At 66.2% G+C, this 23,661-nt stretch carries 28 protein-coding genes and 1 other RNA gene; 10 read left to right on the top strand and 19 right to left on the bottom strand.

Features of this window, described 5'->3' with window-relative positions:
- Positions 1 to 21: 21 nt before the first annotated feature.
- The 3 genes from G3A50_RS06680 to G3A50_RS06670 form a co-directional block, all read right to left on the bottom strand.
- Positions 22 to 300: a DUF2312 domain-containing protein gene (locus G3A50_RS06680; RefSeq protein ID WP_163074523.1), complete on the bottom strand. Its 279-nt coding sequence runs from the start codon at positions 298 to 300 to the stop codon at positions 22 to 24.
- A gap of 191 nt (positions 301 to 491) precedes the next feature.
- Complete coding sequence (locus G3A50_RS06675; RefSeq protein WP_163074522.1) at positions 492 to 794, bottom strand: DUF1244 domain-containing protein; 303 nt, start codon at positions 792 to 794, stop codon at positions 492 to 494.
- Between the two features lie 50 nt (positions 795 to 844).
- Entirely contained in the window at positions 845 to 1,699 is an 855-nt protein-coding gene (locus tag G3A50_RS06670; protein ID WP_163074521.1) for an N-formylglutamate amidohydrolase, read from the bottom strand.
- A 178-nt stretch (positions 1,700 to 1,877) separates the two neighbouring features.
- Here G3A50_RS06670 and G3A50_RS06665 point away from each other — a divergent pair, with 178 nt between their 5' ends.
- Positions 1,878 to 3,170, top strand: a complete 1,293-nt coding sequence (locus tag G3A50_RS06665) for a glycerate kinase type-2 family protein (protein ID WP_163074520.1) — start codon at positions 1,878 to 1,880, stop codon at positions 3,168 to 3,170.
- A 112-nt stretch (positions 3,171 to 3,282) separates the two neighbouring features.
- Entirely contained in the window at positions 3,283 to 3,756 is a 474-nt protein-coding gene (locus tag G3A50_RS06660; RefSeq protein ID WP_163077376.1) for a DUF1036 domain-containing protein, read from the top strand.
- 321 nt (positions 3,757 to 4,077) lie between these two features.
- Here the strand turns inward: G3A50_RS06660 and G3A50_RS06655 are convergent, their stop codons facing one another.
- The 6 genes from G3A50_RS06655 to G3A50_RS06630 all read right to left on the bottom strand — a co-directional run bounded on the left by G3A50_RS06655 (position 4,078) and on the right by G3A50_RS06630 (position 8,842).
- On the bottom strand, positions 4,078 to 5,655 hold the full coding sequence (locus G3A50_RS06655) for a Do family serine endopeptidase (protein ID WP_163074519.1): 1,578 nt from the start codon (positions 5,653 to 5,655) through the stop codon (positions 4,078 to 4,080).
- Between the two features lie 191 nt (positions 5,656 to 5,846).
- Positions 5,847 to 6,032, bottom strand: a complete 186-nt coding sequence (locus tag G3A50_RS06650) for a DUF2065 domain-containing protein (RefSeq protein ID WP_163074518.1) — start codon at positions 6,030 to 6,032, stop codon at positions 5,847 to 5,849.
- A gap of 10 nt (positions 6,033 to 6,042) precedes the next feature.
- A complete protein-coding gene (hflC, locus tag G3A50_RS06645; protein WP_163074517.1) occupies positions 6,043 to 7,044 on the bottom strand; it encodes a protease modulator HflC in 1,002 nt (333 codons plus the stop codon).
- Positions 7,041 to 8,195 (bottom strand): FtsH protease activity modulator HflK, encoded by a 1,155-nt coding sequence (gene hflK, locus G3A50_RS06640; protein WP_163074516.1) that lies wholly within the window; start codon positions 8,193 to 8,195, stop codon positions 7,041 to 7,043. The genes hflC and hflK overlap by 4 nt, the downstream gene beginning before the upstream one ends.
- A gap of 183 nt (positions 8,196 to 8,378) precedes the next feature.
- A complete protein-coding gene (locus tag G3A50_RS06635) occupies positions 8,379 to 8,657 on the bottom strand; it encodes a ribbon-helix-helix domain-containing protein (RefSeq protein ID WP_246252193.1) in 279 nt (92 codons plus the stop codon).
- Entirely contained in the window at positions 8,654 to 8,842 is a 189-nt protein-coding gene (locus tag G3A50_RS06630; protein WP_163074515.1) for a DUF4169 family protein, read from the bottom strand. Before G3A50_RS06630 ends, G3A50_RS06635 begins: the two co-directional genes overlap by 4 nt.
- Before the next feature lie 442 nt (positions 8,843 to 9,284).
- On the opposite strand from G3A50_RS06630, the gene fumC reads away from it, so the two are divergent.
- Together fumC and G3A50_RS06620 are read left to right on the top strand one after the other, a co-directional pair.
- The gene (gene fumC, locus G3A50_RS06625) at positions 9,285 to 10,676 is read left to right on the top strand and encodes a class II fumarate hydratase (protein ID WP_163074514.1); all 1,392 of its coding nucleotides are present in this window, start codon (positions 9,285 to 9,287) and stop codon (positions 10,674 to 10,676) included.
- 132 nt (positions 10,677 to 10,808) lie between these two features.
- The gene (locus tag G3A50_RS06620) at positions 10,809 to 11,573 is read left to right on the top strand and encodes a Spy/CpxP family protein refolding chaperone (protein WP_163074513.1); all 765 of its coding nucleotides are present in this window, start codon (positions 10,809 to 10,811) and stop codon (positions 11,571 to 11,573) included.
- A gap of 81 nt (positions 11,574 to 11,654) precedes the next feature.
- Here the strand turns inward: G3A50_RS06620 and G3A50_RS06615 are convergent, their stop codons facing one another.
- Positions 11,655 to 12,134, bottom strand: a complete 480-nt coding sequence (locus G3A50_RS06615; protein ID WP_163074512.1) for a GNAT family N-acetyltransferase — start codon at positions 12,132 to 12,134, stop codon at positions 11,655 to 11,657.
- An 80-nt stretch (positions 12,135 to 12,214) separates the two neighbouring features.
- Positions 12,215 to 13,009: a thymidylate synthase gene (locus tag G3A50_RS06610; RefSeq protein WP_163074511.1), complete on the bottom strand. Its 795-nt coding sequence runs from the start codon at positions 13,007 to 13,009 to the stop codon at positions 12,215 to 12,217.
- Positions 13,010 to 13,277: 268 nt separating this feature from the next.
- Between G3A50_RS06610 and G3A50_RS06605 the strand changes: the two genes are divergently transcribed.
- The 5 genes from G3A50_RS06605 (at position 13,278) to G3A50_RS06585 (ending at position 16,673) form a co-directional block, all read left to right on the top strand.
- Complete coding sequence (locus G3A50_RS06605) at positions 13,278 to 13,595, top strand: hypothetical protein (protein ID WP_163074510.1); 318 nt, start codon at positions 13,278 to 13,280, stop codon at positions 13,593 to 13,595.
- 39 nt (positions 13,596 to 13,634) lie between these two features.
- Positions 13,635 to 14,006, top strand: a transfer-messenger RNA (tmRNA) gene (ssrA, locus tag G3A50_RS06600).
- A gap of 51 nt (positions 14,007 to 14,057) precedes the next feature.
- Complete coding sequence (locus tag G3A50_RS22975; RefSeq protein WP_163074509.1) at positions 14,058 to 14,867, top strand: ClpXP protease specificity-enhancing factor SspB; 810 nt, start codon at positions 14,058 to 14,060, stop codon at positions 14,865 to 14,867.
- A 13-nt stretch (positions 14,868 to 14,880) separates the two neighbouring features.
- A complete protein-coding gene (locus G3A50_RS06590; protein ID WP_163077374.1) occupies positions 14,881 to 16,149 on the top strand; it encodes a flavin monoamine oxidase family protein in 1,269 nt (422 codons plus the stop codon).
- Positions 16,146 to 16,673: a dihydrofolate reductase gene (locus G3A50_RS06585; protein ID WP_163074508.1), complete on the top strand. Its 528-nt coding sequence runs from the start codon at positions 16,146 to 16,148 to the stop codon at positions 16,671 to 16,673. Before G3A50_RS06590 ends, G3A50_RS06585 begins: the two co-directional genes overlap by 4 nt.
- Before the next feature lie 39 nt (positions 16,674 to 16,712).
- Here G3A50_RS06585 and G3A50_RS06580 read toward each other — a convergent pair whose 3' ends face one another.
- From G3A50_RS06580 to G3A50_RS06550, 7 genes are all read right to left on the bottom strand, one after another.
- Positions 16,713 to 17,423 (bottom strand): tetratricopeptide repeat protein, encoded by a 711-nt coding sequence (locus tag G3A50_RS06580; RefSeq protein ID WP_163074507.1) that lies wholly within the window; start codon positions 17,421 to 17,423, stop codon positions 16,713 to 16,715.
- 120 nt (positions 17,424 to 17,543) lie between these two features.
- Positions 17,544 to 17,669: a type B 50S ribosomal protein L36 gene (gene ykgO / locus G3A50_RS06575; protein ID WP_013167868.1), complete on the bottom strand. Its 126-nt coding sequence runs from the start codon at positions 17,667 to 17,669 to the stop codon at positions 17,544 to 17,546.
- Between the two features lie 118 nt (positions 17,670 to 17,787).
- Positions 17,788 to 18,228 (bottom strand): DUF4260 domain-containing protein, encoded by a 441-nt coding sequence (locus G3A50_RS06570; RefSeq protein ID WP_163074506.1) that lies wholly within the window; start codon positions 18,226 to 18,228, stop codon positions 17,788 to 17,790.
- Positions 18,225 to 18,740, bottom strand: coding sequence for a ribonuclease HI (rnhA, locus tag G3A50_RS06565; protein WP_163074505.1), 516 nt, complete (start codon positions 18,738 to 18,740; stop codon positions 18,225 to 18,227). Before rnhA ends, G3A50_RS06570 begins: the two co-directional genes overlap by 4 nt.
- On the bottom strand, positions 18,737 to 19,705 hold the full coding sequence (locus G3A50_RS06560; RefSeq protein ID WP_163074504.1) for a homoserine kinase: 969 nt from the start codon (positions 19,703 to 19,705) through the stop codon (positions 18,737 to 18,739). The genes rnhA and G3A50_RS06560 overlap by 4 nt, the downstream gene beginning before the upstream one ends.
- Positions 19,706 to 19,734: 29 nt before the next feature.
- Positions 19,735 to 20,706 (bottom strand): 4-hydroxy-3-methylbut-2-enyl diphosphate reductase, encoded by a 972-nt coding sequence (ispH, locus tag G3A50_RS06555; protein WP_163074503.1) that lies wholly within the window; start codon positions 20,704 to 20,706, stop codon positions 19,735 to 19,737.
- Between the two features lie 71 nt (positions 20,707 to 20,777).
- Entirely contained in the window at positions 20,778 to 21,389 is a 612-nt protein-coding gene (locus G3A50_RS06550; protein ID WP_163074502.1) for a YceI family protein, read from the bottom strand.
- Positions 21,390 to 21,740: 351 nt separating this feature from the next.
- On the opposite strand from G3A50_RS06550, the gene G3A50_RS06545 reads away from it, so the two are divergent.
- Complete coding sequence (locus G3A50_RS06545; RefSeq protein ID WP_163074501.1) at positions 21,741 to 22,448, top strand: DUF1013 domain-containing protein; 708 nt, start codon at positions 21,741 to 21,743, stop codon at positions 22,446 to 22,448.
- Between the two features lie 66 nt (positions 22,449 to 22,514).
- Here the strand turns inward: G3A50_RS06545 and G3A50_RS06540 are convergent, their stop codons facing one another.
- Complete coding sequence (locus G3A50_RS06540; protein ID WP_163074500.1) at positions 22,515 to 23,600, bottom strand: D-alanine--D-alanine ligase family protein; 1,086 nt, start codon at positions 23,598 to 23,600, stop codon at positions 22,515 to 22,517.
- Positions 23,601 to 23,661 lie beyond the last annotated feature (61 nt).

Genomic DNA, 23,661 nt, shown 5'->3' with positions numbered 1-23,661 from the left:
GTCGCCGGGAGCCTTCCTCGCTCAGCTCAGCATGCCCAGCGCCTGCATGTAGAGGTCGACGATCGCCTCATGCTCGGCGCGCTGGTCGGCGTCCTGCTTGCGGATCTTCAGGATCTCACGGAGAGCCTTGGCATCGAAGCCGTTGCCCTTGGCCTCGGCGAAGACGTCCTTGATGTCGTCGGCAATCGCCTTCTTCTCTTCTTCGAGGCGCTCGATGCGCTCGATGAAGGCCTTGAGCTGGTCCTTGGCAAAGCTCGCGGGGGTGTCGGAGACCGGCTGGTCGTAGGGTATGTCGGACATGATGTCTCCCGGTTCTGCGCGAGGTTGCGCAGGGTCGAAAATTGGCGGCGATGAGGAGCCCAAGGCGGGCGCGGCGTCAAGGCATGGCGCGCTCACGGCGCGCGCTGCACCCGCAATCCACCGCTATCTGCGCCGCGTGCGGCTTCCGCCTTGCCTGTGCCCACATGGCGCCGGCAAGGCGAAAAAGCCGGTCAATGGCCGCCGGGGCCGGGGAAGGCGGCCTTCTGCTCCGGGCTGGCCTCGCTCTGATGCGCCGCCTTCCAGGCCTCATAGGGCATGCCGTAGACGATTTCGCGGCTCTCTTCCCGGGTAAGGGGAAGGTCGCGCTCCTTGGCGGCGTCAAGATACCAGTTCGACAGGCAGTTCCGGCAGAAGCCGGCCAGGTTCATCAGGTCGATGTTCTGCACGTCGGTGCGCGCGCGCAGATGCGAAACCAGGCGGCGGAAAGCGGCGGCTTCCAGCTCGGTGCGGGTCTTCTCGTCGATCTCGGTCATGTCGGTCTCCACGGATCGGGCGCGCCGGACGGGAGTCGGGGACGCGCCGCTCAGGGATAGATAGGGGGTACCGGGCCGGTACGCGAGCCGAAGGAGCGCCGCTCGTGCAGCAGCGGATCGGCGAGGATGGCCGGCAGCACGCCCGCGAGGCGGTCGGCCCAGAGATGCTGGCCAGCCTCGTCGCCGATGAGATCCTGGCGGATCTCGATCAGCGTGTGGGCAAGCCCGCGCGCGGTGCCGTGGCGATACAGGCAGTCATTACGCAGCGCGCCGTCATAGGGCTCATTGTCGCCGACGATGAGGTCGCCGGGCGCACGCAGCGCCTCCAGAAGCGGGTGGGTGAGCCGGGGGTCGGCATCCCACAGCAGCGCGGCGTGCCAGGGACGGGCGAGGCCGCGCCACACCGGCGTGAAGCTGTGAACCGACAGGATGGCGGGGGTGACGCCGGCCGCGAGGGCGCGGTCGATCTCGGCCTCGATGGCGGTGTGGTAGGGGCGATGGAACCGCGCCAGACGGCGCTCCACCTCGGCCGCGTCGGCATGGCGATTACCGGGCACCACGGCGCCGTCGGACAGCCGCATAACCAGCGTCGGGTCATCCTCGCCCCGGTTGGGATCGATCAGCAGCCGGGAGAAGCAGGACAGCACCGCCGGGCAGCCCAGCGTGGCGGCCAGGCGCCGGGTGACGCCGGCGACGCCGATGTCGTAGGCGATATGGCGTTCAAGCTCGGCGGGCGGCAGGCCCAGCGCATCGTAGGCGGGCGGCACGGCATTCGAGGCGTGATCGCAGATGATCAGCAGCCCTGCATCGAGTGTGCCGGGGATAACCTCGAAGGCAGGGAAAGAGATTGCGGATTCAGGGATCTGAGCCACGTCGGAACGATCTGCACTCTGGAGGCGGCTCATATTGTCCCAGTCGCGAACGATAACATGATGCAGGATAGTGACGCGGCGATCCCGGTGCCATAGGAATACGCCCGTTTCTCGTCGTGGAGGCTGGATTCGGTGCCGGTCTCCACGCAAAAAGGGCATAACCAGCGGACAAACCGTTTGGGCAGAGACCCTGATGGGTGGGGTGGGATTGATGACTGACGTTTCCGCGCGTGCTTTTCTGGATCGGCTGTTTTCCGCCGCTGTGGCGGCTGCCCATCCTTCGACCTGCCTGCCGCCGGCGCTGCCGCCGCCTCCGGCCAACGGAAGGCTGATCCTTCTGGCCGCCGGCAAGGCTGCCGGTTCGATGCTGGAAGTCGCGGAATCGCATTATCTCGACCAGCTCGGATTCGACCCGGCGCGCCTTGTCGGCATCGGAGTCGCGCGCCATGGCTATGGCCGCCCCACCCGGCAGCTTGAAATGGTCGAGGCCGGCCACCCGATGCCGGACGCGGCGGGTCTTGCCGGCGCGCAGACCGCGATTGATCTCGCGACCTCCGCAACGGCCGACGATCTGGTGCTGGTGCTGCTCTCGGGCGGTGCCTCGGCGAACTGGATCGCCCCGGCCCTCGGCGTGGAACTGGACGACAAGCGCGCCCTGACCCGCGCGCTGCTGCGCTCGGGTGCCAACATCACCGAGATCAACACGGTGCGAAAGCACCTCTCCCGGATCAAGGGCGGGCGCCTCGCGGCGCTGTCGCAGCCGGCCCGCGTGGTGACGCTTTCCATTTCCGACGTGCCCGGCGATGACCCGGCGGTGATCGGCTCCGGCCCGACGGTTCCGGACCCGACCACGCTGGCCGAGGCCCGCGACGTGCTGGCGCGCTATCGCATCGATCCCCCGGCCTCGATCGCGGTGGCGCTGCGCGACGCGGCCAACGAATCGCCCAAGCCCGGCGACGCGGCCTTCGCCAACACCGAGTACGTTCTGGTCGCGCGCCCGGCCGATTCCTTCGTCGCCGCCGAGAAGATCGTGCGCGAGGAGGGGCTGGAGCCGATCCTGCTCGGCGACAATCTCGAGGGCGAGGCCCGCGAGGTCGCGGCTAATCAGGCGGCAAAGGCGCGGGAGATGAAGGCGGCCGGCAAGAAGGCGGTGCTGCTGTCGGGCGGCGAGCTGACCGTGACCATGCGCGGTCAGGGACGCGGTGGCCCGAACCAGGAATTCGCGCTCGCGCTCGCTGTGGCGCTGGAGGGGGCGGCCGGGATTTACGCCGTGGCCGGCGACACCGACGGCACCGATGGCGGCGGCGGCGACGCCTCCGACCCGGCCGGCGCCTATGTGATGCCGGACACTTTGGCCCGCGCAAAGGCGGCCGGTCTCGATCCTGCCGCGTTTCTCGCCAATAACGATTCCACGAGCTTTTTCGAGGCCTTGGAAGACCTGCTGACGCCGGGGCCGACCTGCACCAACGTCAATGACTTCCGCGCCGTATTTGTCGACGAGTGAACGTGACCCGTCCCGCATTGCCGGGGCCTGTGCCGAGCCGCGCCTGATGCGCACGGTTCGGAGATGGGGAAAAGCTGTGCGGGCGGGTGGTTCTGTCGCGCGCCTTGCGCGGATGACACTGGCGGCACTTCTGCTCGCGCCGTTTCTCGCCATTCTGGCGCCGACGCCGGCGGCGGCGGATTTCCGCCTGTGCAACCGTTCCAGCAGCCGGGTGGGAATCGCGCTCGGCTATAAGGACGGCGACGTCTGGGCGACGGAAGGCTGGTGGAACATCGGCGCCAATAGCTGCGAGACGCTGCTGCGCGGCGACCTGGTGGCGCGGTTCTACTATGTCTACGCGATCGACTATGATCTTGGCGGCGAGTGGGCCGGCAAGGCCTTCATGTGCACGCGGGAAAAGGAATTCACCATCCGCGGCATTCAGGACTGCCTGGCGCGCGGCTATGACCGCACCGGCTTCTTCGAGATCGATACCCACGAGCAGAAGAGCTGGACGGTGCAGTTGGCCGAACCGGACACTCCGGCACCGGGGCCGACAGCTGGCGCCGCAATCGAAAACCCGCCGCTGCCGCCGCCCAAACCCTAGAGCATTTTCCCGCGAAACGGGTTCCGGCTTCGCGTGAGGAAAACGTGTCGAAACAGACAGCCGGGGTTCTTAAGGCCACGCTCTGATATGCCCAAAGCCCGAGGGCTGCGCGCGTCTGGAGGCGCACCGCCGAACCGGCGGCGTGTGTTTCCAGAGGTCTCAATCGCCCGAGTGGTGTCGATCCCGACGTTTTGTTCAGGTCGTGTTGTTCAGGTCGGGACGCTGATGCTCGTGGCCCTGGGCCATGACCGCGAGCGTCTATACCCCTGCCCGACAGGCCGGCCGCGCGCCGGGACCTGGCCTGGCGGGCTGCCGGTTGGCTCAGTCGATCGGCAGGGCGGTGAAGCGGACCTGGCCTTCGGAATCGCTGATCATCAGCAGCGCGGAGCGGCGGCCGTCCTTCTTCAGTTCAGCAAGGCGCCGTGTGATGTCGTCCGGCGTCACGGCGGCAACCTGATTGACTTCGACGATCAGGTTGCCGGCGACAAGGCCGCGGTCGGCCGCGGGCGTACCGGGCTCGACCGAGACGATGACGACGCCCTTGAGCTCGTCCTTGATCTTGAACTTGGCGCGCAGCTCCGGCGTGAGCGCGCTCACTTCCACGCCAAGGAGCTTCGTGGTCTCGGCGGGCGTGGCGTCGGGCTCTTCCTGAGGGGTCTCCTCGGCAGAGGCCGTATCGTCGCTTTCGTCGAGACGGCCGACGACCAGCTTCACGGTCTCTTCCTTGCCGCGACGTATAACGACGACATCGACTTCCTTGTCGACCGCGGTATCGGCGACGATGATCGGCAGCGAGCGCATGTCCTTCACCTCCTTGCCGTCGAAGGAGATGATGACGTCGCCGGCAATGATGCCGCCCTTTGCCGCGGGACCCTCATCCGTGACCGAGCCCACCAGCGCGCCGCGCGGGTTGCCGAGCGAGAGGCTCTCCGCGATTTCGGGTGTGACCTGCTGGATGCGCACGCCGATCCAGCCGCGCCGCGTCTCGCCGAACTCCTTGAGCTGGGCGACGATGGGGGTCGCGGTGTTGGACGGCACGGCAAAACCGATGCCGATGGAGCCGCCCGAGGGCGAGATGATGGCGGTATTGATGCCGATCACGTCGCCGTCCATGTTGAACAGCGGGCCACCGGAATTGCCGCGGTTGATGGCGGCGTCGGTCTGCAGGAAGTTGTCGTAGGGGCCGGAGTTGATGTCGCGGTTGCGGGCCGAGATGACGCCCACGGTGAGCGTGCCGCCGAGACCGAACGGGTTGCCGATCGCCATCACCCAGTCGCCGACGCGCAGGCCGTCGGAATTGCCGAACTTCACCGCCGTCAGCGTCTTGCCCTGCTCGGGTGTGACCTTCAGCAGGGCGAGATCGATCTTGGTGTCGCGTCCCACCAGTTCAGCCTTCAGCTTCGAGCCGTCGGCGAAGTTCGCATAGATCTCGTCAGCGTCGGCGATGACGTGGTTATTGGTGACGATGAAGCCGGCCGGATCGATGACGAAGCCGGAGCCAAGCGAGGAGACGCGGCGCGGGCTCTGGTCGCCTCCCTCCTGCTGGCGACGCTTGAAGAATTCCTCGAAGAACTCCTCGAAGGGGGAGCCCGGCGGCAGCTCCGGTGCCGGCACCCCGCGCGAGGGGGCCACGGTCTGCGAGGTCGAGATGTTCACCACCGCATCCATCACCCGTTCCGCCGTATCGGCGACGGTGTCGGGACCCTTGGCGGAAGCGGCGTAGCCGGTGGCGGGTGCCCCGCCAAGTGTACCGGCAAGCGTGCCAGCCGCGAGGACGAGGGACAGCGCGAGGGCGCCGGCGCGGCGCGGGAACGCCGCTGCCAGGGTCCGGAGCGGGGAGAAGGGCGAGTTGTCGGCTCCTCGGCCGTCGCGCGTGAGACCGTGAACCCGCTTCGTCATGCTGCCTCCTTCGCGCCGATGCGCAACACCGTGTGGAGGTCCTTCATGCGGCAAGGCCGATCGCCATGCCGGCGCAAAGGCCGCCGCCATCGTGCACGACGCTTAACCGGGACGCGATCCGATGCAAGCCAAAATGACGCGAAGTTGAGGAGGGCATCCGGCAGGCAGAGGCGGGCGCCCGGCCCGCCCGCTCAGCCGCGGATCAGCCACACCAGAAGGACGCCGATGACGGCGCCGACCAGCCCGGCAATGCGCAAAGGCATGTCGGGAAGCTGATCGATCGCCTCCATCGCCCGGCGCACGGCCCTGGGGGCCGCCGCCAGTATCAGTCCTTCAATCACCAGCACGAGGCCGAGCGCAACGAAGAGATCGGCCATGATGCAGGCGTCAGTTTGCGGGCGCGGCCGGCACCGCGACCGGTGCCGTATCCGGGGCGGGCTCGCCCGCGGACGGAGCCAGTGCCGGCATGGTGCCGGACGAGGGCACGGCAGCCGCAGTCGGGGCAGACGGGGGCGGCGATCCGGGCGGGGTCGGGTTGTTGAAGAACCGGAAGAAGTTCGAATCCGGGCTCAGCAGCATCCGCGTGTCACCCGCCTTCATCGACGCCTCATAAGCCTGCATCGAGCGGTAGAAGTCGAAGAAGCCCTTATCCTGGCCGTAGGCCTGCGCGAAGATGTCATTCCGCAGCGCCTCGCCTTCACCGCGCAGCTTGTCGGCCGTGGCGTTGGCTTCCGCGACGATGATGGTCGAGTCGCGATCGGAGCGGGCGCGAATGGTCTGCGCCGCCTCCGCGCCCTGGGCGCGGATCTCGGAGGCTTCGCGCTGGCGTTCGGTCTGCATGCGCTGGAAAACCGCCTGGCTGTTTGCCTCCGGCAGGTCGGCGCGGCGGATGCGCACATCCAGAATGTCGATGCCGAAATTGGCGGCTTCGCGGTTCACCTGTTCGCGGATGCGGCCCATCAGCTCCTCGCGCTTGTCGCGCACCACCTCAATGAAGGTGGATTCACCCAGGACGCGGCGCAGCGCCGAGTTCAGGATGGTGGCGAGCCGCGAATTGGCGGCCTCCACGGTGCCGACCGACTGGTAGAAGCGCAGCGGATTGACGATGCGATACCGCGCGAAGGCGTCGACCACGAGGCGCTTCTGGTCGGCTGCGATCACTTCCTGCGAGGGGTTTTCGAGGTCGAGGATGCGCTTGTCGATCAGGATCACGCTGTCCACCAGCGGGATCTTGGCGTTGAGGCCGGGAGTCTCGATGACGCGCACGGGCTCGCCGAAGCGCAGAACGAGGGCCTGCTGCGTCTGGTAAACCGAGAACAGCGCGGAATAGAGAATGATCAGGGCGGCGGCGCCGACAATGGCGAGGATCAGGCCGATGCTGTTCTTCATTTCGCGGCTCCCTTCGCGGCCGGGGCCGGCGTCGCGGCGGCGGGGCTCAGCGCGCCGAGCGGCAGGAAGGGCACCACGCCGTTGCCGTTCGCCTGCTGGTCTATGATCACCTTGTCCATTCCGCCGAAGACGCGTTCCATGGTTTCAAGATAGAGGCGCTGGCGGGTCACTTCGGGGGCCTTCTGATATTCGGCAAGCACGCTCAGGAAGCGCGCGGCCTGGCCGCGTGCCTCGATGATGGCGCGCTCCTTGTAACCCTCGGCGCCCTGCGTGATGCGGGACGATTCACCGCGCGCTTCGGGAACGACGCGGTTGGCATACGCCTGGGCTTCGTTCTGCAGGCGCTCGGCATCGGCGCGGGCGGCCTGCACATCGCGGAAGGAATCGATGACCTGCTGCGGCGGGTCGACTTTCTGCAGCTGGACCTGCGTGATGAGGACGCCGGACTTGTAGCTGTCGAGGGTCTTCTGCATCAGGTCGTGAACCGCCGTCTCGATGTTCTGGCGGGCGCCTGTCAGAATGGGCTGAATGTCGGTGCGTCCGACCACCTCGCGCATGGCGCTCTCGGCCACCGCCTTGATGGTGCCCTCGGGGTTCTGGACGTTGAACAGGAAGTTGGCGGCGCCGATATCCTCGGTCGAGCCGGGAGCGGCGGGCTTCACCATCCAGAACACGGCGAAGTCGACATCGACGATGTTCTCGTCGCCGGTGAGCATCAGGCTCTCTTCGGAGACGTCGCGTGCGGTGCTCCCACGGCGGGGATCCTCGCCGGTGCGGATGCCGATATCCACACGATTGACGCGGGTGACCTGCGGGGTGAGCACCGTCTCGATCGGATAGGGCAGATGGTAGTTCAGGCCGGGATTGGAGGTCGCGACGAACTTTCCGAAGCGCAGCACCACGCCCTGCTCGTCGGGCTCCACGCGGTAGAAGCCCGAGACCAACCAGGCCACGATGGCAAGCGCCACCACAAGGATGATGCCCTTGCCACTGCCCATGCCTCCGGGCATGGCGGTGCGCAATTTTTCCTGGCCGCGGCGGATCAGGTCTTCGAAATCGGGAGAGTTAGGTCCCGGCGATTGCGGGCCTGCACCCCAGGGACCGCGCGGACCGTTACCCCACGGCCCACCGCTCTGGTTCTTCCACGACATTCCGCGGCTACTCCGTTTGCGTGCCCGATCGCCCAGGCCCGCATACGCAGAACCGTCAGACGCCACCGGCAAATCGATTCCGCGCCACTCCTTGCGAGTGACACGGGCGACGGCGGTTATAGGTGAGCACTCACCGGGTTACAACGCGCCGTCGCATGTCGTCATATGGCGATGGCCGAAATGTTACGCAACGGTAGACCGTGCCGGAGCTGTGTGATCGCCATGGTCGTGGCCATCACGCGTGTGCGAGGTGCCGCGGAAATGGGAGAGCACGTAGAGCCGTATCGCTGAAGAGAGGTTGCCCTGGTTCCGTCCGGAATCGATGGATGCCACGATTTCCGACAGTGTGCTGCGCCTGTTGGCGGCAATCTCCTTCAGCGCGTCCCAGAACTGGTCCTCGAGACTTACGCTGGTCTTATGCCCGGCAATAACGATGGACCGCTTCACCACAGGGCTCTTCATTTTTCATCCTCTCGACTGCGTCTATGGCCATCCAAAAGATCCTGGCGGCGCTGTTCCTGGACAGCGTCCACCTGCTTCTGAACCTTTGATCGGCCGAATTCCAAACGCCGGGCCGCGGCGGTTTGTTCCGCATTTTGTCGAAGAAGCTGCTTGCGGTGGCGGTGAAGATTGAAAACGTCTGCCATGACGTAAATTGATACCGTCGGGTTGTCGTGTACGTGTGATCTTAGCACTATTCGACGCGGATGATGGTACGCAAATTATTTGTGCTGGAGAAGTGGCAACTACCGCAACATTTCTGGGTATGGAAACTTCAAGGGCAAAGAAAATTGGTTGGAAAGAGGTTCGATCGTTCGCCAAACTTACTCGCCGGTTGGCGATTGTTGCGATGAGATCTCCAGTTTCTGTTCGTCAGTCCGCGCCGGCGCGGAGGCCGGACCAGTCGTCTTGAGCCCATTCACAGGCTTGTGATCATTGCTTCGCTCTTCCGGGTGTCTGACGAGGAGCGATCCCTGCCGGAGGTCGCATTTGCCGGGCACGCCCCGCATGCTAAACCCGCCCGCGCCGGACGGCCCTCCGGGAGTTGGGGCCGGCTTCTCATACGCGCTGACCCAAGAGGCTTTGATCATGAGCAGAACCCGCATCGAAACCGATACGTTCGGCCCCATCGACGTGGAGGCCGACAAGTACTGGGGTGCGCAGGCTCAACGTTCGCTCGGCAATTTCAAGATCGGCTGGGAGAAGCAGCCGCTGCCGGTGGTTCATGCGCTTGGCGTGGTCAAGCGCGCCGCGGCGGAGACCAACATGGAGCTGGGGCGCCTTGACCCCACGATCGGCGCGGCGATCATCCGCGCGGCTCAGGAAGTGATCGAGGGCAAGCTCGACCCGCATTTCCCGCTCGCCGTGTGGCAGACCGGCTCGGGCACGCAGTCCAACATGAACGCCAATGAGGTGATCTCGAACCGCGCCATCGAGATGCTGGGCGGCGAGATGGGCTCGAAGAAGCCGGTTCACCCCAACGACCACGTCAATATGAGCCAGTCTTCCAACGACACCTACCCGACCGCGATGCACGTGGCCGCGGCGGTGGAAATCGCCCATCGGCTGCTTCCCGCACTCGCCAAGCTGCGCGACGCGCTGGCGGCGAAGTCGGAGGAATGGAAGTCCGTCATCAAGATCGGGCGCACCCACACCCAGGACGCGACGCCGCTGACGCTTGGCCAGGAGTTCTCCGGCTACACCCAGCAGGTGACGAACGGGATCGCGCGCATCGAGCAGACGCTGCCCGCGCTGATGGAGCTGGCGCAGGGGGGCACGGCGGTCGGAACCGGGCTCAACGCCCCGATCGGCTTCGCCGAGAAGGTGGCCGAACGGATCGCGGCGATCACCGGGCTGCCTTTCACCACGGCACCGAACAAGTTCGAGGCGCTCGCCGCTCATGACGCGATGGTGTTCTCGCATGGCGCGATCAACACGGTGGCGGTGTCGCTGTTCAAGATCGCCAACGACATCCGCCTTCTCGGCTCCGGCCCGCGCTCGGGGCTGGGCGAGCTGGCGCTGCCCGAGAACGAGCCGGGCTCGTCCATCATGCCGGGCAAGGTCAATCCGACCCAGTGCGAGGCGCTGACGCAGGTGTGCGTGCAGGTGTTCGGCAACAATGCCGCGCTGAGCTTCGCCGGAAGCCAGGGCCATTTCGAGCTGAACGTCTACAATCCGGTGATGGCCTATAATTTCCTGCAGTCGGTGCGTCTGCTGGCCGACGCGGCCGTGAGCTTCACCGACAACTGCGTGGTCGGCATCGAGGCGCGCGAGGACAATATCAAGGCGGCGCTCGAGCGCTCTTTGATGCTTGTCACGGCGCTGGCGCCGAAGATCGGCTATGACAACGCTGCAAAGATCGCCAAGACCGCGCACAAGAACGGCACCACGCTGCGCGAGGAAGCGGTTGGCGGTGGCTATGTGACTAACGAGGAGTTCGACGCTGTCGTTCGTCCGGAGAAGATGATTTCGCCCGGTTAATAGATATTCATCTTGATGAACGGCTATTCATCTAAGTATTTTTATGTATCGCGCACAATATTACAGAAGTTTCATTTGAGGTGACGCGGTTTCCGCGTCACCCTTGTCTCACCCAAACAGGAGTTGAGATCAATGAAACGTACGATCATTGCCGCGGCTTCAGTCGCCCTTCTGGCGAGCGCCAGCTTTGCCGTTGCCCAGTCGAACAAAGCCGGCGGCCCGCAGCCTCCCAATGCCGAGCAGATGGCCGCCAATGCCGACGCCATGGCCGATGCCCGCATTGCCGCGCTGCAGGCCGGTCTGCGCCTGACGCCGGATCAGCAGAAGCTGTGGCCGGCGCTGGAGACCGCCCTGCGCGACTACTCCAAGGAACAGTCTGACTGGCGGGCCCAGCGGTTTGAGCAGCGCCAGGCGATGCGTGAGCAGCATCAGGCGATGCGCGGTCCGGGCGGGCCGGATGGCCAGCGCGGTCCCGGCAAGGGCCCCGGCAAGGGGCCGGGTAACGGTCCGGGCCCAGGTGCCGGACCCGATGGAGCGCAAGGCCCCGGCCGTGACGTCGTCGCGATGATGGAGATGCGCGGCGAGCACATGGTGGAGCGCGGCACCGCCCTGAAGAAGCTCGCCGATGCCGCCCAGCCGCTCTACGGCACGCTCGATCCCGCCCAGAAGCACCGCTTCAATCTGCTGTTCCGCGAGGCGCAGGAAGGTGGCTTCGGCGGCCGCATGGCTGGCCGTGGCCATGATGGATGGCAGGGCAAGCGCATGCACATGATGGGCGGCCGTGGGCCGGGCCAGGGCTGGTGCGGCCCGAACATGGAGCGCGGAATGGGGCCGGGCATGAACCCGTCCGCCGATCCCGCGGCCGATCCTTCCGACACTGATGGCGACACGCTCTGAGGCGGCACGCGACTGCGGCAGGTGGCCTGCCGCTGTTGAAAGCCTGATACAGGAACGCCGTCGGCCGTGGCCGGCGGCGTTCTACTTTCCGGCGAGCGCCGCCAGCGCCTCGCCGGTGACGCGCTGCACGGTCCACTCCGTCATCGGTGCCGCGCCGATCGAGCGATAGAAGCGGATGGCCGGTTCGTTCCAGTTCAGCACCCACCACTCGAAGCGGCCGAGACCCTCATCGATGCAGCGCTTCGCCAGATGGCGCATCACACCCTTGGCGATGCCTCGCCCGCGAAAGGCGGGGCGCACGAACAGGTCCTCGAGATAGAGGCCGTGGCGGCCTCGGAAGGTGGAGTAATTGTAGAACCACAACGCCAGACCGGCCGGCTCCCCCTGCCATTCCGCAATGTCGCAGAAGACGCGCGGCTGGTCGCCGAACAGGTCGCGCGCAAGATCGGCCTCGCTCGCCTCGACCTCGTGCAGCAGCTTCTCGTAATCGGCAAGCTCACGGACGAGCGCGAGGACCAGGCCGGCATCGCCGGGCGCGGCGGGGCGGATGGTCAGCGACATGGTGGGCCCTCAGGCTTGATTGCGGCTCTGATCGCGGCGTCCCGGGGACAATGCGCCAATGGCGCCCGTGATCCCGGCTCTTACACCGCGACAGGTGCCTTGATGGCCGGGTGGGGATCGTAGCCTTCCACCGCGATATCCTCGAAGCGGAAGGCGAAAAGGTCGTCCACCGCCGGATTGAGCGTCAGCTTCGGCAGCGCGCGCGGGGCACGGGAAAGCTGCTCGCGGGCCTGGTCGACATGGTTGAGGTAGAGATGCACGTCGCCGAAGGAGTGCACGAAGTCACCCGGTTCCAGCCCGGTGACCTGCGCCACCATGTGGGTGAGCAGGGCGTAGCTCGCGATGTTGAACGGCACGCCCAGGAAAACGTCGGCGGAGCGCTGGTAGAGCTGGCAGGAAAGGCGCCCGTCCGCGACATAGAACTGGAACAGGCAGTGGCAGGGAGGCAGCGCCATTTTCGGTACATCCGCCGGATTCCATGCCGACACGATCAGCCGGCGCGAATCGGGTGTGCGGCGAATATCGGTGACGAGTTGCGCGATCTGGTCGATCACCCCGCCATTGCCATCGGGCCATGAGCGCCACTGGTGGCCATAAACCGGGCCGAGATCGCCATTGGCATCGGCCCAATCGTCCCAGATCGAGACGCCGTTGGCCTTGAGATAAGCGATGTTGGTGTCGCCGGCGAGAAACCACAGCAGCTCGTGGATGATGGAGCGCAGGTGCAGCTTCTTGGTGGTGACGACCGGAAAGCCCTTCGCCAGATCGAACCGCATCTGGTGGCCGAACACGGAATAGGTGCCGGTCCCGGTGCGGTCATCCTTGCGCGTGCCCTCGCTGAGGATGCGCTCCAGAAGCTCGTGATACTGCCTCATGGTCCTGCCCCTGCTGCCGTCGTGTCGTGGGCTATCGCCCCGCCGGCGGATGTAGACCCACTATATATAGCGCAGCAAGATCTCAGGCGCAGCGCCGGCGGGGCGAGTTGGGCGGCGCCATCGACAGTTTTTCTGCGCTAGAGCGGGATGCGAGCGCACGGCGACACATGCGCGACGGTATCGGGGGAACCTGCGGGGCACCGTGGCGGTTGTCTGTTCGGGGCGACGCGGCCGCGTAGCGCCCGCCACTATCGAGGGAGGGAGCCCGATGACCGACAGCACCAAGGCACTGGGGATCGAATATCACCGGATTGCCATGCATCTGAACCTTCTGGAGAAGGACGCCACCCATCCGCTGGACTTCAAGGTCGAGGCTTCCAACACCTCTCCCTCCATGGTGCTGCGTGCGGGCCAGGGGCTGCGCAGCGCGCATTCCGATGTGAGCCTGGGCTACGAATTGATGCGCCAGGTGATGATGGAGGCGCTGCGCGCGCGCCTGAGCGAACTCGATGAAAAGCTTGTGGGCACCGAGGGTGGAAACAAGCCGATCGAGAAGCTGCAATATGGCGACCAGACCGAAGCGTGAGCCGGGAGCGGGGCCGGGATCTGTGGGCGCAGCCCGCGCCCCCTTCCAAGTCGCGAGCGGAGCGCCTATATTCCGTTTTGCCGGCGCAAGCCGGATATGGCGATAAATGGTTACCGTAATAAACCTTTCGGACCCGGGGGCAGTACCCGGCGCCTCCACCAAAGCCCATCCCGCTCTCTTCAGTTCGGCGGGGTAGGTTCCGGCGGGGGCGAAACAGGATCGACGAGGGCGTAAAGGGTCTTCTTTCGCTCGGCATGGTACCGCCGTCATCGGACCAAACATATAGTTGCCAACGACAACTATGCTCCGGTTGCTCAGGCCGCGTGAGCGGTTTGATCTCTGGGAAATAAGTCCTTGCGGGTAGCACTGTAAGGCGGGGTTCGGAGGCACCTGGCAACAGAAGCCTCCACTCACTCTTAGGTCCGGCTGGCGGTCGAGACCGGAATCGGGTTCATTGCCGGCATGAGTGTTGATCTGATCCGCTATGACCTTCTCGTGCAGGACGCCTTGCGCGCCGTCGTTCGCCGTGTGCTGACGGACGTCGCCCAGGATGGCTTGCCTGGTGACCACCATCTTTATGTGTCTTTCGACACCTGCGCGCCCGGTGTGCGGCTTTCGGCGCGGCTGAAAGAGAAATACCCCGAAGAAATGACGATCGTGCTCCAGCATCAGTTCTGGGACCTCATCGTCACCGAGAGCTTCTTCGAGGTTGGCCTGTCCTTCAATGGCATTCCCGAGAAGCTTCACGTGCCGTTTTCCAGCCTCAAGGGGTTCTTCGACCCCTCGGTGAAGTTCGGGTTGCAGTTCGAGCCGACGCCGACCGAGGAGACGGAGGCGGAGCTTCCCGAGCCCGCGCCGGTCGTGACGCGCCCGACCTCGGTTCCCACGACGCGGGGGCCGTCACAGGCCGCGCGCGCGGATGCCAAGCCGGCACGGCTGGAGAGCGTTCCCAAATCGTCGGGCAAGACCGCCAGCGAGACCAGCGGCAACGCCAAGGTGGGCGGCGCTGCCAAGCCAGGCGCGTCCGGGCGGCCGGAGCCGGTTTCGACCGCGTCCAGCGCCAAACGCGAGGCCGACGAGGGCGTAAACGCCGCGAAGGCGGGGAATGACAAGACCGACGCGGCGCGTGCACGCATTCGCGACGGCGAAGAGGCCAAGGGTGCGAGCAAGGCGGGCGAGGGCACGCCGGCTGACGAGGCCCCGACCGAGAACGCGCCCAGCACGCAGTCCGGTGCCCAGGTCGTCCGGCTCGACGCGTTCCGCAAGAAGTGATTCTGTGAACGATATGCATGACGTGATTGTTGTCGGCGCCGGCGCGGCTGGGCTCGCCGCAGGCGCCAGGTTGCATCAGCGGGGCGCGAATGTTGTCGTGCTTGAGGCCGCCGGGCGTACTGGCGGGCGGGCCTTCACCGATACGCAGAGCCTCGGCGTTGCCTGGGATCGTGGTTGCCACTGGTTGCATTCGGCCTCGGTAAATCCGCTGCGTGCGGCGGCCGACGAGCTTGGGCTGTCTTATCTTCAGCGCGGCACAAGGCAGGCCCGCGACACGCATCTGGGCTCACGCTGGGCCGATCAGGCCGAGCGTGAGGAAGCCTGGAACGCGGTCGACGCCGCCTTCACCGCGACCCATGCGGCTGGCGAGCAGGGGCGGGACATCGCCGCCAGCGAGGTGCTGGATCCGGCCAACCGCTGGTATCGGCTGACGCGCCACTGGATGACGCTGATGTCGGCCGCCGAGCCGGAGCGGCTCTCCACGCTCGACTATGCCGCCTATAGCGACACGGCCGAGAACTATCCCGTCGAGAAGGGCTATGGCGCCCTGGTGCAGGCCGTGGCCGCGCAGGCTGCGCCGGAGCTGAAGGTCATCACCGGATGCCCGGTGAGCCTGGTCGACTGGTCGGGCGGCGGGGTCGCGGTGGAAACGCCGCGCGGGCGGCTTTCAGCCCGGATGGCCATCATCGCCGTGCCGACCACGGTGATCGCGCGTGGCGGCATCCGTTTTGCCCCGCTGCTACCCGCCGACCTAGCTGAAGCGTTCGAAGCCCTCCCACTTGGAGCGGCGGAGAAGGTGGCGATCCGGTTCGAACGCGACGTGTTCGGCGTGGAAGCCACGAGCTATATCGACACCATCGACCTTGCCAATGCCGCGCGCCGACCGATCAACTTCGTGCTCAACCCGTTCGGGGTGCCGATGGCGATCGGACAGATCGGCGGCGACAACGCGGCAGGTCTGGTCGCGGCCGGTCCTCAGGCGATGGAAGACTTTGCCATGGCCGCGCTGACCGACGCGTTCGGGGCCGGCATCCGACGCGAGGTCGCGGGGGTGGCGACCACGTCCTGGGTGGCGGACCCGTTGATCGGCGGGGCCTATAGCTGTGCGCTGCCTGGGCGTGCGCCGCTGCGCGCGCGGCTTGGCCAGACATTGGGCGAGCGGGTGCTGTTCGCCGGCGAGGCGGTGTCACCCCACGCCTATTCGACGGCCCACGGCGCGCACCAGACCGGCCTTTCCGCCGCCGAGGCGGCGCTGGCCCAACTCGCGGGGAAAGCGGCATGAGCGAACCGGCGAACACGCCTGTTGTCACCATCGTCGCGGCGGTGGCCGAAAACCGGGTGATCGGTCGCGGGGACGAACTGCCCTGGCGTATTTCCGGCGATCTGAAGCGCTTTCGCGCCATTACATGGGGCAAGCCGATCCTGATGGGGCGGCGGACGTTCGATTCCATCGGTCGGCAACTGCCGGGGCGCACCACTATCGTCATCACGCGCGACACCGCCTTCACGCGCCCGGAAGGCGTGCTCGTTGCGCCTTCGCTGGGCGCGGCGCTGGACAAGGGCATGGGCGAGGCGGAGCGGCTGGGAGTGGACGAGGTCGTCGTGGTGGGCGGGGCGCAGATCTATGCCCAGGCCCTGCCGCAGGCCGGCCGGCTGCGGCTGACCGAGGTGCATGGCGCGCCGCAGGGCGACATCTTCTTTCCCGAGTTCGACCGTGCCGCGTGGCGCGAGATCGCCCGGGAAGGGCCTCAGCAGGGCGAGAAGGACGAGTTCGCGGTCAGCTTCGTGGACTACGAACGGATCTAGCGGCGGAACCAGCGGGCGGCCACGGCGGCCGCCGGCCACTCAGATCGGGCGACCCTCTATCTTGAGCGTGAGCTTCTCCTCCATGTCCTCGACCGAATCGAGGTGAGGATAGATGGCCAGTGCCTTGCGCGCGGCCTCCAGCGCATGCTTCTCGTCGCCGATCTCCTTGCAGATGATGGCGATACCGGCCCAGGCGCCATAATGGCGCGGTTCGCGAGCGACGACCTGCCGCAGGTCCGCCAGCGAATCGGAGAAATCCTGCCGGAGATAGAACACCGCCGCGCGTTTGTTCCAGGCTTCCAGATGGTCGGGCTCGATGTCGACCACCGCGTCGAGCAGCTGGATCGCGAGGTCGAAGTCCTTCATCTCGGTGGCAAGGGTCGCGCGGGCCATAAGGATATCGGCGGTCGCGCTGCCGGTCGGCGCCAGCGCGACGTCGATACGGTCGGCGATGGACTTGGCCGAGTCCTTGTCCGGGGCGACCTTGAGCGCGGCGAACAGTGCGTCCAGCCGCTTCACGCGGTCAGGTTCGGCCGTGGCCGCGGATTCCAGGCCCTTGCCCTGTTCCTCGGGCGCGCGGGCCTTCGCCTCGGGCTTGGGAATCTCGACCTGAAGAATGCCGTCGGCTCCACCCGAGGACGCCGCAGGGGGGCTGTGCGTCTGGGAGGGGGCAGACTGGGCCAAAGCGAACGGGGCCGGGATGGCTACCGGCGCCGCAGCGAGGATCAGAACAGCAAAAAGGGCGCGCATAGCTCCACTTTAGGAGCGATGGCGCCCTCGTCAATATTGAGAGGCAAGAGCCGCGAAAACGTGAACGTCGCGCGGTGGTGCCAAGAGGACGCCCGGACCCGCCGGGCGCGCCTCGTCTTCTCAGCCCTGGCGGGCCTTGAAGCGCTTCTGGGTCTTGTTGATGATGTAGACGCGGCCCTTGCGGCGCACCAGACGATTGTCGCGGTGACGGCCGAGCAGCGACTTGAGAGAGTTACGAATCTTCATGACACTTAACCTTCGGATCGACAGCGCCTGCGCATGAGACGGCACCTCTATGGCCGCGCCCCGATCCGCCAGCTTCCAAATTCGAGGCCCGGCTGATAGCGGAGCAGGGGGGCTGTTGTCAATCCGCGGCAGGCGGATCAACCCTGACTTTCCCGGGTTTGCCGGCGGTTCCGAGCTTTCCCAGATGGGTGTGACCGAAACTGTCCGGATATTTGAGCCCGTAGCCCAAGGCGCGATCGATGCCGATATGGGCAACCCAGATCGCGGCTACCGCCCCCAGATGTGGATCGGCAAGGCTATAGGCGAGGGCGGCGAGAAGGGCCGGGCCGATATAGCTGTGCACGCCATTATAGAGCCGGGCACCGAGGACGGGACCCGCGAGATAGCCAAGCATGGCGAGGTCCGGGGCCAGAATGAGCGCGGCGAAAAGCCACCAGTTCGGCGCCAGTGCCGCATAGACCACAAGCGCGCCCGCGAAGACCGCCAGACCTTCCAGTCTGAGCAGGATGGCCGGGGTGCCGGCGACAGTGCCCGGAGATGGCCCGGCGGGCGGGGTCATCCGCCGCGATGCCCATGCTTGTAGGGCGCCATTCCGGCGCGGGCGAGCTCGTCGGCGCGTTCGTTCATCGGGTCGCCGGCGTGCCCCTTGACCCAATGCCAGTGAATCTCGTGGCGGGCGATGGCGACTTCCAGCCGTTCCCACAGGTCGACATTCTTCACCGGCTTCTTGTCGGCCGTGCGCCAGCCGTTGCGCTTCCAGCCGGCCATCCATTTGGTGACGCCGTTGCGAAGATACTCGCTGTCCGTGTGCAGATCGACCGTGCAGGCGCGCTTGAGCGCGTCCAGCGCCTCGATGGCCGCGGTCAGTTCCATGCGGTTGTTGGTGGTCGGGGATTCGCCCCCTGAGAGTTCCTTCTGCGCGCCCGCATAGCGCAGGATCGCCCCCCAGCCGCCGGGACCGGGATTACCCGAGCAGGCACCGTCGGTCCAGATCGCGACAATCCCCTTCGGCGCCTCCTTCGCGGCGGCGTCATCGGAGAAGATGCGGGCGGTGCCGGGAGCCGTTTTCACGCGCCGATCCCATAATCGCGGACGCTTTCCACGCTCCGGTGGAAACGCAGCCGGCGCAGATAGTCCCTGGGGTCGTGGGGGCGCACCAGGGCGCCGAGGGGCACATTCAGCCAGTCCACCAGGCGGGTCAGGAGGAAGCGCAGCGCCGCGCCACGGCACAAGAGCGGCAGCGCGTCGATCTCCGCCGGCGTGAGCGCGCGCTCCGCGCCATAGGCGGCGAGCAGGGCGCGGCCCTTAGTGAGGTTGTAGGCGCCATCAGCCTCGAAGCACCAGGCATTGAGGCAGATGGCGATGTCGTAGGCGAGCAGGTCGTTGCAGGCGAAATAGAAGTCGATCAGCCCCGACAGCCTGCCGTCAATGAAGAACACATTGTCCGGGAACAGGTCCGCATGGATGATGCCGGCGGGAAGGCCGGCGGGCCAGTTCGGCTCGAGAACGCCCAGCTCGTCGGCAATGAGGTCCGCCAGTCCCGGCGCCACCGTGTCCGCGCGCGCCTTGGCCTGATCGAACAGCGGCCGCCAGCCGGGAACGGAAAGCGCGTTGACGCGGCGCCGGGCCGTGAAGTCGGCGCCCGCCTTGTGCAGCCCCGCCAGAGCCGTGCCGAGCGCGGCGCAATGAGCGGCGGTCGGGCGCCGCACCGAGGTGCCGACCAGAAAAGTGGCGATCAGCGCCGGCCGGCCGGCGAGCGTTCCGAGGGCCGTTCCCGTGCGATTCTTGACCGGCTGCGGGCAGTCGATGCCACGGCTGGCCAGATGCTCCATCAGATCGATGAAGAACGGCAGGTCGTCCGGGTTCACCCGCTTCTCATAGAGGGTGAGGATGAAGCTGCCCGCTTCGGTCTGAAGCAGGTAGTTCGAATTCTCGACGCCCTCCGCGATGCCCTTGAAGGCGCGCAGGCGGCCGATGTCATAGGTGGCGAGGAAGGATTCGAGCTCTTCCGGTGCGACGTCGGTATAGACGGCCATGAAATTGTGTCGTGCCTGTTCGCGGGAATCTATTCGGCCGCATCGGGGCGGAGCTGGCGGGGCAGCGGGAAGAAGACGTCCTCATGGGCGGTGTAGACGGATTCGACCGCCACGGTGAAACGCTCCGCAAAGGCGTCGATGATCTCTTCGACCAGCACCTCCGGAGCGGAGGCGCCTGCAGTGATGCCCAGCGAGGAAATGGCGCCGAACACGTTCCAGTCGATGTCTTCGGCGCGCTGCACCAGGACGGCGACGCGGCATCCTTCGCGCTCGGCGACCTCGCGCAGGCGCTGGGAATTCGACGAGTTCGGCGCGCCGACCACGATCATGGCCTCGACCTGCGGCGCCACCCGTTTGACCGCCTCCTGGCGGTTGGTGGTGGCGTAGCAGATATCCTCCTTGTGCGGGGCGACCATGGAGGGGAAGCGCGCGCGCAGGATGGCGACGATCTCTGCGGTGTCATCGACAGAAAGGGTGGTCTGGGTCGTGAAGGCGAGATTGGACGGGTCGCGCGGAGTGAAGGCGCGGGCCTGCTCCGCCGTTTCCACCAGCGCCACCGCGCCCGCGGGAAGCTGGCCCATCGTGCCGATCACTTCGGGATGACCGGCATGGCCGATCAGCACCACGTCGCGGCCCTTCTTGTGGTGCACGACCGCTTCGCGGTGCACCTTGGTCACCAGCGGGCAGGTGGCATCGATGGCGAAGAAATTTCGCCGCGCGGCATCCTCGGGCACCGAGCGGGCGACGCCATGGGCGGAGAAGATGACCGGGGCCGTGGCGCCAGCCGGCACCTCGTGAAGCTCTTCAACGAAGATCGCGCCCTTCGCCTTCAGGCCTTCCACCACATATTTGTTGTGCACGATCTCATGGCGCACATAGACCGGCGGGCCATAGATCTCGAGAGCGCGCTCCACAGCGTCGATCGCGCGCACCACGCCGGCGCAGAAGCCGCGCGGCGCGCAAAGCAGGATCCGCAGTTCGGGCTTCTGGGCGGCGCTCATCGCTTGATCCATCGATCAGGGGTCGCCCCGTCATGGGTGGCGCCGCCCGCGCTGTCAAGCGCGCGGCCGTCTCAAGGGCGCTTCTCGAACGCGCCGACGATGGACAGGCTCACCGCGTCGGAGACCACGGGGACGGCGAGGCCCAGCCCGAAATCGCTGCGCTTGAGCCTGCCGGTCGCGGTGAAGCCGACATTTTCCCGCTTGCTGCGCGGATTGACGCCGGCACCGAAGAACGTCACCTCCAGCGTGACCGGCCGTGTGATGCCGTGAAGGGTCAGATCGCCCTCGACCGTCGCCGTCATGCCATCCGGCTTCACCCGCGTGGAGGCGAAGGTCGCGGTGGGAAACGTTGCCGTGTCGAAAAATTCGGGGCCAGCGAGATCCGTTCCGAAGCTCTGCGAGGTCACCGCCAGCGACGAAATGGGGACGGTGACGTTCAGCTGCGCCGTTTCGGGATGTGCGGGATCGAGTACCAGGGTGCCGCTCGTCGCCGCGAACATGCCCGAAAGCGGCGTGATGCCGAGATGGTCGACCGTCCAGGTCACTTGCGTGTGGTTGGCGTCCACCGCGTAGGTGCCACCCGATATGCGCGAGGTGTCCGCTGTGCCGGGCAGTTGCTGGGCAAGCGATGGTGTTATGATGCCGAGCAGCAGAACGGCGGCGAGTAGAGAGCGCAGTAACATCGATAATCCTCTCCTGTTTTCCCTGTCGCGCCCGTTTGTGAGTTCCGCGAAGGTTTGGCGGCATTATTCACGCGAACGCCCTTGCGGTGCCATGTATTTCGAATGGCGGACGAATTGTTCCTAAATTCTTCCTAAGTGTAGAAATGTTCCCGAATGGTGGGGGCACGTCGACGCCTGCGCCGTCTTCATCGCTTATGTCTTCTTTGGGTTTGCAGGATGGCGCCGGGCGGCCTATATTTGCGCGATCCCGGTCATCGCGAGACGGTCCGAGGCTCCGCTCCCACAAAGGGCGGCGGAGCGCGTGAGAGCGCTTGCGCGGCCGAACGACCCAATTGGATGGAGACGCGTCCCATGGCGAACGCCCCCCTGATGCCGAAGGCCACCGCCGTGTGGCTGGTCGAGAATACGGCTCTGACCTTCGACCAGATCGCCGATTTTTGTAAGCTCCATGTGCTCGAAGTGAAGGGCATCGCCGATGGCGAGGTCGCGCAGGGCATCAAGGGGCTGGATCCCGTCACGACCGGCCAGCTCGGCCGCGACGAGATCGAGCGTGCCGAGAAGGATGCGAGCCGTAGCCTGAAGCTGCTTGAGCCGAAGGTGAAGCTGCCCGAGGCCAAGCGCCGGCGTGGTCCGCGCTACACCCCGGTCTCCAAGCGCCAGGACCGGCCGAACGCCATTCTGTGGCTGCTGCGCAGTCATCCCGAATTGAAGGACAGCCAGATCATGCGTCTGGTGGGCACCACCAAGACGACGATCGAGTCGATCAAGGAGCGCACCCACTGGAATGCGGCCAACCTGACGCCGATGGATCCGGTGACGCTTGGCCTGTGCTCGCAGATCGACCTCGACATCGAGGTGCAGCGCTCCTCCAAGGACCGCCCGGCGGCTGTCGCCGGCGAGGGCGGCGCGACGCTGCTGCCGGCCGACGTCACCACCGGGCACGGTGCCATGGACGAGCCCTTCGTCCCCACGCCGAAGCCGCGCGAAGAGGCCATCGACCTCGACACCGTGTTTGCCAAGCTTGGTGGTTCGCGCAAGAGCGAAGCCGAGGACGAATGAGCCTTTCGGCCTGTGCCGCAGGGATGGAAAGGGGCGCTTCGGGCGCCCCTTCTTTATGGAACGTCGCTAGCGCCCGCCGCGCGCCAGCGCGTGATCCACGAGGGCGTCGAGGACCTGCGGGTAGCTGACGCCGCTCGCGGCCATCGCCTTGGCGTACATGCTGATATCGGTGAAGCCGGGAATGGTGTTGAGTTCGTTGATGACGACGCTCATATCCGGCTTGAGAAAGAAGTCGACGCGGGCCATCGCGTCGCAGCCGGTGGCCTCGAAAGCGGCGGCGGACATCGCCCGCAACGCGTCTTCCACCTCCGCCGGCAGTTGGGCGGGGACGATCACCGCCGCGCCGTCGGCGTCGATATACTTGGCCTCGAAGCTGTAGAAGCCATGGCTGGCCGCTGGGGCGATTTCGCCGGGACGGGAGACGAAAAGCTCGCCATCCGGCCGCTGCAGCACCGCGCATTCGATCTCCCGCCCCTCGACGAATTCCTCCGCGAGCAGCTTTATGTCGTGCCGGAAGCCTTCGGCGAGCGCCGCCTCATACTCACTCTCGCATGTGACCTTGCTGACGCCGAAGGAAGATCCCTGCCGCGCCGGCTTCACGAACAGCGGCAGCCCGAGCGTGCGTTGCACGTCCGGAAAGGACGGCGTGTCGCCAGATCGAATGACCAGCGCGCGCGCGACGGGAAGCCCCGCATCCCTCAGCAGCCGTTTGGCGAGATCCTTGTCGATCACGGTGACCGAGCCGGTCATCCCGCAGCCGACCAGCGGCACCCGAGCGACCTCGGCCAGTCCCTGGATCGAGCCATCTTCGCCATGCAGGCCGTGAAGCACGGGAAACAGGAGATCGATGGCGGGCAGGTCGCGGTAGGTTCTGTCTCCAGAAGCCGCCTCGTCGATCGCCACCAACCGCCCGCCCCCTCCGGGAATGAGCGCGATCTGCGTCCCGGCGACGGGTGTTTCCAAGGCCGAGCCGTCGAAGCGAGCGAGCCGCCATGCGCCCTCGCGCGTGACGAACACCGGCACGGCGTCATAGGCCGCCGGGTCGAGGGCGCGCATGACGTTGGTCGCTGACAGGATGGAAACGTCATGCTCAGGCGAGCGGCCACCGAAAAGGACGGCGATCCGGCGCTTTGGCCGTGTTCCGGTCTGCATCGTCGAAAACTCCACCCGGAACCAGGTTCGGCAGCCCCGCAAAAGGGGCGCTTCATTCACG

It is taken from the genome of Ancylobacter pratisalsi, assembly GCF_010669125.1.
In the GTDB taxonomy this organism is placed as follows: Bacteria; Pseudomonadota; Alphaproteobacteria; order Rhizobiales; family Xanthobacteraceae; genus Ancylobacter; species Ancylobacter pratisalsi.
The sequence above is the reverse complement of the archived record's forward strand: the minus strand, read 5'-3'. Positions and strand labels throughout refer to the sequence as shown.

What these genes read in the sequence shown, in the direction of transcription:
- G3A50_RS06680 (WP_163074523.1), bottom strand. Translation starts at nt 300, where the DNA reads ATGTCCGACATACCCTACGACCAGCCGGTCTCCGACACCCCCGCGAGC.
- G3A50_RS06675 (WP_163074522.1), bottom strand. Translation starts at nt 794, where the DNA reads ATGACCGAGATCGACGAGAAGACCCGCACCGAGCTGGAAGCCGCCGCT.
- G3A50_RS06670 (WP_163074521.1), bottom strand. Translation starts at nt 1,699, where the DNA reads ATGAGCCGCCTCCAGAGTGCAGATCGTTCCGACGTGGCTCAGATCCCT.
- G3A50_RS06665 (WP_163074520.1), top strand. Translation starts at nt 1,878, where the DNA reads ATGACTGACGTTTCCGCGCGTGCTTTTCTGGATCGGCTGTTTTCCGCC.
- G3A50_RS06660 (WP_163077376.1), top strand. Translation starts at nt 3,283, where the DNA reads ATGACACTGGCGGCACTTCTGCTCGCGCCGTTTCTCGCCATTCTGGCG.
- G3A50_RS06655 (WP_163074519.1), bottom strand. Translation starts at nt 5,655, where the DNA reads ATGACGAAGCGGGTTCACGGTCTCACGCGCGACGGCCGAGGAGCCGAC.
- G3A50_RS06650 (WP_163074518.1), bottom strand. Translation starts at nt 6,032, where the DNA reads ATGGCCGATCTCTTCGTTGCGCTCGGCCTCGTGCTGGTGATTGAAGGA.
- hflC (WP_163074517.1), bottom strand. Translation starts at nt 7,044, where the DNA reads ATGAAGAACAGCATCGGCCTGATCCTCGCCATTGTCGGCGCCGCCGCC.
- hflK (WP_163074516.1), bottom strand. Translation starts at nt 8,195, where the DNA reads ATGTCGTGGAAGAACCAGAGCGGTGGGCCGTGGGGTAACGGTCCGCGC.
- G3A50_RS06635 (WP_246252193.1), bottom strand. Translation starts at nt 8,657, where the DNA reads ATGAAGAGCCCTGTGGTGAAGCGGTCCATCGTTATTGCCGGGCATAAG.
- G3A50_RS06630 (WP_163074515.1), bottom strand. Translation starts at nt 8,842, where the DNA reads ATGGCAGACGTTTTCAATCTTCACCGCCACCGCAAGCAGCTTCTTCGA.
- fumC (WP_163074514.1), top strand. Translation starts at nt 9,285, where the DNA reads ATGAGCAGAACCCGCATCGAAACCGATACGTTCGGCCCCATCGACGTG.
- G3A50_RS06620 (WP_163074513.1), top strand. Translation starts at nt 10,809, where the DNA reads ATGAAACGTACGATCATTGCCGCGGCTTCAGTCGCCCTTCTGGCGAGC.
- G3A50_RS06615 (WP_163074512.1), bottom strand. Translation starts at nt 12,134, where the DNA reads ATGTCGCTGACCATCCGCCCCGCCGCGCCCGGCGATGCCGGCCTGGTC.
- G3A50_RS06610 (WP_163074511.1), bottom strand. Translation starts at nt 13,009, where the DNA reads ATGAGGCAGTATCACGAGCTTCTGGAGCGCATCCTCAGCGAGGGCACG.
- G3A50_RS06605 (WP_163074510.1), top strand. Translation starts at nt 13,278, where the DNA reads ATGACCGACAGCACCAAGGCACTGGGGATCGAATATCACCGGATTGCC.
- G3A50_RS22975 (WP_163074509.1), top strand. Translation starts at nt 14,058, where the DNA reads ATGAGTGTTGATCTGATCCGCTATGACCTTCTCGTGCAGGACGCCTTG.
- G3A50_RS06590 (WP_163077374.1), top strand. Translation starts at nt 14,881, where the DNA reads ATGCATGACGTGATTGTTGTCGGCGCCGGCGCGGCTGGGCTCGCCGCA.
- G3A50_RS06585 (WP_163074508.1), top strand. Translation starts at nt 16,146, where the DNA reads ATGAGCGAACCGGCGAACACGCCTGTTGTCACCATCGTCGCGGCGGTG.
- G3A50_RS06580 (WP_163074507.1), bottom strand. Translation starts at nt 17,423, where the DNA reads ATGCGCGCCCTTTTTGCTGTTCTGATCCTCGCTGCGGCGCCGGTAGCC.
- ykgO (WP_013167868.1), bottom strand. Translation starts at nt 17,669, where the DNA reads ATGAAGATTCGTAACTCTCTCAAGTCGCTGCTCGGCCGTCACCGCGAC.
- G3A50_RS06570 (WP_163074506.1), bottom strand. Translation starts at nt 18,228, where the DNA reads ATGACCCCGCCCGCCGGGCCATCTCCGGGCACTGTCGCCGGCACCCCG.
- G3A50_RS06560 (WP_163074504.1), bottom strand. Translation starts at nt 19,705, where the DNA reads ATGGCCGTCTATACCGACGTCGCACCGGAAGAGCTCGAATCCTTCCTC.
- ispH (WP_163074503.1), bottom strand. Translation starts at nt 20,706, where the DNA reads ATGAGCGCCGCCCAGAAGCCCGAACTGCGGATCCTGCTTTGCGCGCCG.
- G3A50_RS06550 (WP_163074502.1), bottom strand. Translation starts at nt 21,389, where the DNA reads ATGTTACTGCGCTCTCTACTCGCCGCCGTTCTGCTGCTCGGCATCATA.
- G3A50_RS06545 (WP_163074501.1), top strand. Translation starts at nt 21,741, where the DNA reads ATGGCGAACGCCCCCCTGATGCCGAAGGCCACCGCCGTGTGGCTGGTC.
- G3A50_RS06540 (WP_163074500.1), bottom strand. Translation starts at nt 23,600, where the DNA reads ATGCAGACCGGAACACGGCCAAAGCGCCGGATCGCCGTCCTTTTCGGT.